General features: G+C 41.9%; 7 protein-coding genes. 3 read left to right on the top strand and 4 right to left on the bottom strand.

Going from position 1 to position 8734, the window contains the following annotated elements:
- Both I4641_RS17285 and aroB read right to left on the bottom strand, forming a co-directional pair.
- On the bottom strand, positions 1 to 1087 hold a 1087-nt coding region (locus tag I4641_RS17285), incomplete at its 3' end, for a tetratricopeptide repeat-containing S1 family peptidase (RefSeq protein WP_229641829.1).
- A 163-nt stretch (positions 1088 to 1250) separates the two neighbouring features.
- Positions 1251 to 2360, bottom strand: a complete 1110-nt coding sequence (gene aroB / locus I4641_RS17280; protein ID WP_229641828.1) for a 3-dehydroquinate synthase — start codon at positions 2358 to 2360, stop codon at positions 1251 to 1253.
- Between the two features lie 108 nt (positions 2361 to 2468).
- Between aroB and I4641_RS17275 the strand changes: the two genes are divergently transcribed.
- Positions 2469 to 4136: an ABC transporter permease gene (locus tag I4641_RS17275; protein ID WP_229641827.1), complete on the top strand. Its 1668-nt coding sequence runs from the start codon at positions 2469 to 2471 to the stop codon at positions 4134 to 4136.
- Here the strand turns inward: I4641_RS17275 and I4641_RS17270 are convergent.
- A complete protein-coding gene (locus tag I4641_RS17270; RefSeq protein WP_229641826.1) occupies positions 4133 to 5371 on the bottom strand; it encodes an MFS transporter in 1239 nt (412 codons plus the stop codon). The two genes, I4641_RS17275 and I4641_RS17270, sit on opposite strands and share 4 nt — an antisense overlap.
- A 220-nt stretch (positions 5372 to 5591) precedes the next feature.
- Here I4641_RS17270 and I4641_RS17265 point away from each other — a divergent pair, with 220 nt between their 5' ends.
- A complete protein-coding gene (locus I4641_RS17265; RefSeq protein WP_369426825.1) occupies positions 5592 to 6011 on the top strand; it encodes an LptA/OstA family protein in 420 nt (139 codons plus the stop codon).
- Positions 6012 to 6032: 21 nt separating this feature from the next.
- Positions 6033 to 6761, top strand: a complete 729-nt coding sequence (lptB, locus tag I4641_RS17260) for an LPS export ABC transporter ATP-binding protein (RefSeq protein WP_229641824.1) — start codon at positions 6033 to 6035, stop codon at positions 6759 to 6761.
- Between the two features lie 14 nt (positions 6762 to 6775).
- On the opposite strand, the gene I4641_RS17255 is transcribed toward lptB, so the two are convergent.
- Complete coding sequence (locus I4641_RS17255; RefSeq protein WP_229641823.1) at positions 6776 to 8659, bottom strand: hypothetical protein; 1884 nt, start codon at positions 8657 to 8659, stop codon at positions 6776 to 6778.
- Positions 8660 to 8734 lie beyond the last annotated feature (75 nt).

Below are 8734 nucleotides of genomic sequence, written 5' to 3'. Positions count from 1 at the left end.
CGAGACGGATGGCTTCGGTATAATCGGCGATCGCTTTTTCGTATTCTTTTAAATCGTCGTATTTTGTGCCCCGATTGTAGTAAGTAATAGCATCTTCAGGATCGAGACGGATGGCTTCGGTGTAATCGGCGATCGCTTTTTCGTGGTTTTTAAGCTGACTATGAGCGTATGCACGATTAAAGAAATAAGTAGCATTGTTATTATTCTGTTGCAGCACGAGATCGTAATCTTTAATTGCAGCGTCAAAAGAATTTGACCAAAAATAAGCTTCCGCCCTCCCTGATAAAGCATCAAAATTATTAGGATCAACTGCTAAAACTTGGCTAAAATCATCAACTGCACCCTGATAGTCTTTTAGATTTAACTTCCGTCTTCCCAAGCTGGCATAATCTTGGGGTGGGGTAAAGTTAGCAGGAGTAGTCAGGTTAGCTTCTTCAGTAAAAAATACTTCCAGGGGAATAGCCAAACCATAAGCATTTCTTCCTTCAGCATCGGAAGTAGTGCGCCCATGAATGCCGATTAATACCCCATCTTCATCAAAGATACCGCCTCCAGAACTTCCGCCAGTAGTAGTGGTATTGTGAACTAGGCGATAGCCATTTTCTCCTGTCTGGAGTTTGCGAGTAATATTAGTATCTTGAAAGTCATAACCTCGTTCGGGTATACCAGGAATAGGATCGGGATAGCCGACGACATAGGCATTTGCCCCTTCGATAATGGCTTCAGAATCTCCTAATTCGGCAAGTTCGTAATCCGTATTACTCTCAAATTGAATTGTCGCCAAGTCGATGTTGCCATCATCAATATTTTGAACGCCAGTTACTTCGTGAGTTTCTCCATCGGCAGTAACTATCTTTAAACCCAATTCTGTATTGGCTACGTGCCAACAGGTTAATACAGTGTAGGTATCGCCATCTTGTTCGATAATCGTACCCGTCCCCGATGTATCTTCTCCCTCTATCTGTACGGTAATTTCTTTTACTATAGTGGAGACTTCCGCACGTTCTAAAGCTAATAGAGGATTAGCCGAGAAGGTAATGGTGGAAACTATGCCCAATACGGGGAGAAAGGGTAAATATTGATTCACGGCAAAAGATTTGGTTTTGAATAATGGCAGTATTGGTATTTTATATGGTACGCCTGGTTTTAATTAATAATGCTCGATCTAAATTTTGTGTATAGATAATTGATTTCCTGAAACCAAAATCTAATAATGGGGGAACTTTCCCCCATACCCCCTGCTGGGGACGTTACGACTTCCCCAGACCCCTGCCGTAAGGCTTCATAGCTTGTTTAATTATTTCTGGCGTAACCGTATCAGTGATTGTCACTTTGCCAATGCTTGTGGGTAAGATAAAACGTACTTTTCCTGCTTTTACTTTTTTATCGCTTTTAATCGTTTCTAAAATATCCTCGATCGCAATTTCGGAAGGAATATCTGTAGGTAAGCCAGTCTTGGCAATTAAGGCATCTTGGCGATCTGCTTCTTCTTGGGTCCACAACCCCATTGTTACGGCAATTTTACCTGCTGCAACCATTCCTATGGCTACCGCTTCGCCGTGTACGAATTGCTTGTAGTTAGTTAGACTTTCTACAGCATGACCGATAGTGTGTCCGTAGTTGAGAATTGCCCTAATTCCTGATTCTTTTTCATCTTGTCCCACTACATCAGCTTTTGCCTGACAGGAACGAGTAATAATAGTTTCTAGTAACTCATCCCCCACATTTTCTAGGGTATCTAGGTGAGGATGGTGTTCTAATTTAGTAAAGAGATCTTTGTCCCAAATTACGCCATATTTAATCACTTCTGCCATTCCCGCCCGAAATTCTCTAGGGAGGAGAGTTTTAAGTAAAGTAGGATCGATCGCCACTAGTTTGGGTTGATAAAAAGCACCAATTAGATTTTTTCCCTGGGGATGATTGACCCCTGTTTTTCCCCCCACAGAAGCATCGACAATGGCTAATAAAGAAGTAGGCACTTGGACAAAATTGACTCCCCGCAGCCAAGTTGCAGCGGAAAAACCAGTCATGTCGCCAATTACTCCCCCACCTAATGCCACAAAAGTAGAAGAACGTTCCAAATGATTGACTAAGGCTGTATCGTATACTTTTTGAATAGACTGGAGATGTTTGTATTCTTCTCCTGCTGGTATCAAATGACTACAGGTTTCAAAACCAGCAGTTTCTAAAGACTCGATACAAGTTGCACCATAATGACCAAAAATCTCAGGATTAGAAATTACCACCACCTTTTTACCCAGATTTAATTGTTGCATCATTGCCCCCAGTTGACTGAGGCTATCAGGAGCGATCGCAATTTTGTAGGAGTCTTGGGGCAAATCGACAGTAATATTGGGCATATCCGCTTTAGTCTTAATAATTAAAAATTTGAGCAACCAGCTTTAAGCATTTTATATTTAATTTCACTTTAGTTAAACAACCAATTATTGAAAATCAACCACTAACAAATGACAGATTTTATTTCATCCTCTGCAATCAAAACCATCAAGCGTTTATCACTCAATGGTTGGACGCTGATGGTAATGGCGATCGCTTTAATTATTGCTACACCTATTTTCTTTGTATTTAGCAGTATTTTTGCCAAAAAGGGTGATATTTGGCAACATTTGGCAGCTACAGTTCTCCAAGATTATATTATTAACTCTTTCTTACTGATGTTTTTAGTAGGAATTGGAGTCTGTGCGATCGGTGTGGGTACTGCTTGGTTGGTAACGATGTGTCGTTTTTGGGGGAGTCGTTGCCTAGAATGGGCATTGCTGCTACCTTTAGCTGCCCCTGCATATCTCCTGGCTTATGCCTATACCAATATGCTAGATTACTTTGGCCCCGTACAGTCTGCACTCCGCAATATCTTTGGCTGGACGACTATTCAAGATTATTGGTTTCCTGATATTCGTTCTCTTTGGGGTGCTGCGGTAATGCTGTTGCTAGTTTTATATCCTTATGTTTATCTGTTAGCGCGGGTAGCATTTTTAGAACAGTCAGTTTGTACCATTGAAGCCAGCCGATCTTTGGGCTGCAATCCTTGGCGCAGTTTTTTTACCATCGCTTTACCCCTTGCCAGACCATCAATTGTAGCGGGTTTAGCCTTAGCGTTGATGGAAACTTTAAACGATCTGGGGACAGTCGAGTATTTTGGAATCAATACCTTCACCACAGGGATTTATCGGACGTGGTTGGGGATGGGAGAAAGATCCGCAGCAGCACAACTGGCAGCTTTTTTGATGCTATTTATTTTAATTTTAATTGTCTTAGAAAGGCGATCGCGCAGGGCAGCCCAATACTACGAAGCGTCTAGTTCGATTAAAAGACTAACACCGTTTGAACTAAAATCTTGGCGCGGTATTTTGGCTTTAGTCGCTTGCATGTTTCCCGTTACCCTGGGGTTTATAATTCCTGGGGGATATCTATTACAATTAACCTTAAAAAATTTAGATTCGGTATTTGATGGAGATTTTCTCGATTTAGCCCAACATAGTTTTATTTTAGCTAGTATTACGGCGATCGTTGCTATGACGCTCTCTTTGTTCATGGCTTACGGACAAAGATTAGAATCAAATTGGCTGATGAAAACCGCTGTTAGAATTGCTGCCATGGGTTATGCTATCCCTGGTTCGGTAATTGCCGTGGGGGTATTAATTCCCGTCGCAGGGTTAGATAATATTATCGATCGCTGGATGCAGGCGACTTTTAATATCTCCACAGGATTGTTATTATCGGGGACAGTTGCCTCGTTGATTTTTGCTTATTTAGTCCGCTTTTTGGCAGTGGCTTTTGGTTCGGTAGAATCTAGCCTCAATAAGATTTCTCCTAACTTAGATGATGCTTCTCGTAGTTTGGGATATGGTTCTACTAGTACTCTCTGGAAGATCCACACGCCATTGATGGCAGGGGGTTTACTAACTTCAGCAATGCTAGTTTTTGTGGATGTGATGAAAGAATTACCCGCAACTTTGGTGATTCGTCCTTTTAATTTTGATACTTTGGGCATTCGAGTCTATCAATATGCCTCTGACGAGCGACTAGCGGAGGCTGCTGCACCCGCTTTGGCTATTGTATTGGTAGGAATTATTCCAGTCATTCTCTTGAGTTGGCGTATTACTCATTCTCGTTAATTACTTACCACTGCTGGTTTGTTACATTTAAAGCGAGATTTGAGATTAAAAGCAAAACCTGCCACCAAGATGGTTAATCCCCCCGTAATCCATAAAGGAGTAGTGTAGTTTAAGCTTACCAGTAACCCAGATATGACAGGACCGATCGCATTGGACATACTAAGATAAGAGGAATTGATTCCTAATACTTCTCCTTGTTCTTTGGTATCGGAATTGAGGGATAACACCGTATCAATTAAAGGCATGGGGAAAGAATTTACTATCCCAAAAAGAACCATAATAATTACAAACGCACCGTAAGTAGGGAAGGTAGGCATTAATAAAAAAGTTACTCCTCGCAACAAGAGAGAAACAGCAATAATATTAATCAGATTAAATCTTTTACTCAGAGATTCTAGGGCAAATACTTGAGAGACAAAGCCCAAAATTCCCACTAAGGCAAACATCATCGCCAATCCCTTGGCATCTTGGTTTAAAACATTTAAAAAGAATGGCTGGAAGGCAAAGGTGAAGATAGTAAAGGTACTCCCGCTAAGGAAAGTTAGGATAAACAAATTGCCCAACTGGGGTCTAGTTGCCGATTTCGCAATCTTACCAAAAGCAAAGTCGTCCCAACTAAGTTTAAACTCTCCTTGAGTAGAAGTAGTTTCAGGTAAGAAAAACAAGGTTAATAATGAAGCGAAAGCTGCGATCGCCGCACTGACAATAAAACTCATTCCCAAAGAAGATACCCCAGGCAAAGTCGGCATCTGTTGGGCGAAATAACTCAAAACAGGGCCAATGACAAACCCCAAGCGAAAAGTAGCCCCAAAAATACCAAAAGCTTTCGGACGCTGTTGGGGAGTGGTAATATCGCTAATTACCGCACTAGCGACAGAAGTATTCCCCCCCGTCAAACCATCTAGCATCCTTGCTACATAAAGCAGCCAGGCAACCCCCGCCACACTAGCTAATAGATTCGCTACTACCGTCCCCGCCAAACTAAAGACTAGAATATATTTACGTCCCAAGCGATCGGACAGTTTACCTAAAATCGGCGTGCCGAAAAACTGCGATAGAGCAAAGGCTGTAGTCAATAAGCTAGCCTGTAAATCGCTTAAGCCAAACTGTTTGGCATAAGGATATAACAGAGGAATAATAATTGTAAAACTGATGGAATTAATTAAGGCAATTAAAGCAATTAACCAAAATAAAGGGGGTAAGTCGAATTTTTCTCGCCAGTTAAAGCTTTTCATTGATTAAGTTTTGTCAAGTAAGCCTTCAGTATATCTTTATAATCTTCATGGCAAAAGCATCAATAGTTCGATCGGGTTTGGAGATAGGTCGAAAATTAGCGGTAATCTATAAAGTATCGAGAAAATGCAACTTCTTAAGTCATAGAAGCGTCTGTTGAAACTGTTAAGATCGCGATTTATTTAATTATAATTACTCAACTTGAGTTATATTTCCCCTGATATGTCTTTTGGTTTATTATCCCCTAGCCGATCTCTTGAATTAATTGGCACGACTATAATTAGCGCGTTGATCGTTGTTGCCATGCCCTGGTCGATGCAAGCACAGTCGACCGCCAAACAGGGAGAAATTACTTTAAAATCCGACGTTCAAGAATCCAATTCCCAAACGGGAATTATTACGGCAAAAGGTAACGTCAAAATCAATTATCCCGCACGACAAATACAGGCTACTGCTGCTCAAGCTCAATATTATAGTCGCGAGCGTCGTTTAATCTTAACGGGGGATGTCTATGTGATTCAGGAAGGAAACAGTATGCGAGCAGAAACCTTGACCTATCTAATTGATGAAGAGCGTTTTATTGCTACTCCCCAAAGCGATCGCCAAGTAGAATCAACCTACATCATTACTAATCCCGAATAATAATTAATCATCGATACTGCTGTGACTTTAGTTTTAGAAAATATTCACAAATCCTACGGCAAAAGAAACGTAGTCAATCGAGTCAATATTCAAGTTTTACCAGGGGAAATCGTAGGCTTGCTGGGGCCAAATGGTGCGGGTAAGACTACTACATTCTATATTGCCACGGGTTTGGTTAAACCCAACGAAGGTACGGTCAAGCTCAACGATCGCAATATAACTACCCTAGCTCTCCACAAAAGAGCGCGCCTGGGGATGGGATATCTGACTCAACAAGCAAGTATTTTTCGCAATTTGAGCGTCCGAGATAATATCTTGTTAGTTTTAGAACAAACAGGCATACCTCGACCAGCTAGACCAGTCCGTTTACAGCAATTATTACAAGAATTTCGCTTAGAGAAAGTTGCCCATACTTTAGGCTCTTTAGTATCGGGGGGAGAAAGAAGACGGACGGAATTAGCTCGTGCTTTGGCAGCAGGATTTGATGGACCAAAATACTTATTATTGGACGAACCCTTTGCAGGAGTAGATCCCATCGCAGTAGCAGAAATGCAGGAAATTATTGCTCGATTGCGCGATCGCCAAATGGGTATTTTAATCACCGACCACAACTTTCGCGAAACCCTCGCTATTACCGATCGCGCCTATGTGATGCGAGACGGTCAAATTCTAGCCTCTGGTACGGCAGAAGAACTATATAGTAACCCCCTGGTCAAGCAATATTACCTGGGGGATAACTTTCAACAATGAGAAACGAGGATTAGTTATATATCGGTGATGGGAATGATACTGACATAGTTTATTTTGGTGTTCTCGCCACCAATTGCATCAATAGTCAGTCTGCCATCAGTAACATCGACCGTTACCGTACCAGTAGCGAAAGCTTGAGCATCTAGAGGTAAGAAGCCATTTTCTACCGTACCAGTGGGTATAAAGCCAGAAATCGCTGATTCTCCCTCAACATTGATGGTATGTTCGCTATCAAAGAAATCTGGATCGCCTACTCCGACGGTGACTTCATAGCGACCATTTTCCACAGCATGTTCCCAAGCAGCGGGGGTAGTTACGGCAGTTTCCGAATTACCCAATCCCGTAGGATATTGCAGATGAATCAGAGAGTCTTGGACAGGCTCTTGGAAGACTCCACCTTGTCCGTTGTTGAATAAGGTATTGCGATCGCGTGCATTGGCAAATAGGTTAATTGGAGTGGGGTTGTCACTTCCCGCACTGTCTTGAGTGACCCAGCCATATCCGCGATCGCTATTGTAGGCTGCACCAATATCTTGAGTAAATCCAGCAGCAGAATCGACTGTTGCTACGCCAAAGTTGATATTAATGCCATCTGCGATCGGTTCGACCATTTCTACTACTCCGCCACCCTCAACAGGAATGGGTACTTCTGTCGGAATTTCAATCGGCGTAACGTCTATAGGAGGATCGGTAATTTCCGAGCCATCACTGGGAGCTATTTCCACGAAGTTTAGTTTGGTATTTTCACCACCAATGGCATCAATTGTTAGTTTGCCATCGGTTACTTCAACAGTGCTAGTTTTAACCGCAAATAAATTATCTTCTGTCGGAACAAATCCAGCAATGATGGAGTTTCCTTCGATGTTGATTACGTGGTTGCTATCTTCAAATTGAGGATCTCCTACGCCAACAGTTACGGTATATTCGCCGTTAGCTAGCTCATATTCCCAAGCGGAAGGAGTTCTAATGGCATTGTCATTCTCAAAAGCATCTCCATATTGTAAATGAATCAAAGAGTCAAAACTATCTTCGACAACGCTATTGCGATCGCGAGTATTGGGACTGATATTAATCGGCGTGGGGTTGTCGCTACCAACACTATCTTGAGTTATCCAACCATAACCGCGATCGTCATTATATTCACCTCCAATATCTTGAATATATCCTTCTGGAGAAAAGGCTGATGCAGGAGCAAAATTAATTCTTACCGTATCCCCAGTATCGACAGGAGTTTCAATTTCGCCATCGCCATCACCATCCCCGTCACCAGTATCGACAGGAGTTTCAATTTCGCTTTCGCCATCACCATCCCCGTCACCAGTATCGACAGGAGTTTCGCTTTCTTCTGACTCGCCATTATCAGCGGGGAGTTCTGCATTGCCTTCTGAAGCAATTTCCACAAAAGTTAATTTAGTATTTTCACCACCAATAGCATCAATAGTTAACCTACCATCGGTTACTTCTACCAATGTAGTATTTTCAGCGAATAAATTATCTTCTGTAGGAACAAAGTTAGAGATTAAAGATTCTCCTTCAACATTGACTACATGGGTACTGTCAACAAAATCTGGATCGCCTACACCCACCGTCACTAAGTAAGAGCCATTAGCAATGTCGTATTCCCAAGCACTAGGGATTTTAATTGATTCGGCTGCTAGAGGGCTAATAAGATCGGTGGGATATTGAAGATGAATTAATGTATCCCCCGTGACATCGCTGTTGGAAATGCGATCGCGAGTATTCGGACTAATATCTACAGGAGTTGGGTTTTCATCTTCTAGACTACTTTGGATTACCCAGCCAAAACCTCGATCTGGGCTGTATTCTGCTCCATAATCTGTGATAAACCCATCTAGGGTAGTAGAACCTTCGGGGGCAAAATTAACTTTTATTATCATTTAATATACTCTAATTGTATGCTTTGCTTGTGGGATTTTTAAGAGAGAGTATACAATATCTACGAGGAATAATCA

Source organism: Waterburya agarophytonicola KI4, from assembly GCF_020640915.1.
In the GTDB taxonomy this organism is placed as follows: Bacteria; Cyanobacteriota; Cyanobacteriia; order Cyanobacteriales; family Xenococcaceae; genus Waterburya; species Waterburya agarophytonicola.
Note: the sequence above shows the minus strand (reverse complement) of the source record. Positions and strands in the feature narration are given on the sequence as shown.

Excerpts from the sequence above, each read along its gene's own strand:
- aroB (WP_229641828.1), bottom strand. The coding sequence starts at position 2,360 with ATGCCCAATATTACTGTCGATTTGCCCCAAGACTCCTACAAAATTGCG.
- I4641_RS17275 (WP_229641827.1), top strand. The coding sequence starts at position 2,469 with ATGACAGATTTTATTTCATCCTCTGCAATCAAAACCATCAAGCGTTTA.
- I4641_RS17270 (WP_229641826.1), bottom strand. The coding sequence starts at position 5,371 with ATGAAAAGCTTTAACTGGCGAGAAAAATTCGACTTACCCCCTTTATTT.
- I4641_RS17265 (WP_369426825.1), top strand. The coding sequence starts at position 5,592 with ATGTCTTTTGGTTTATTATCCCCTAGCCGATCTCTTGAATTAATTGGC.
- I4641_RS17255 (WP_229641823.1), bottom strand. The coding sequence starts at position 8,659 with ATGATAATAAAAGTTAATTTTGCCCCCGAAGGTTCTACTACCCTAGAT.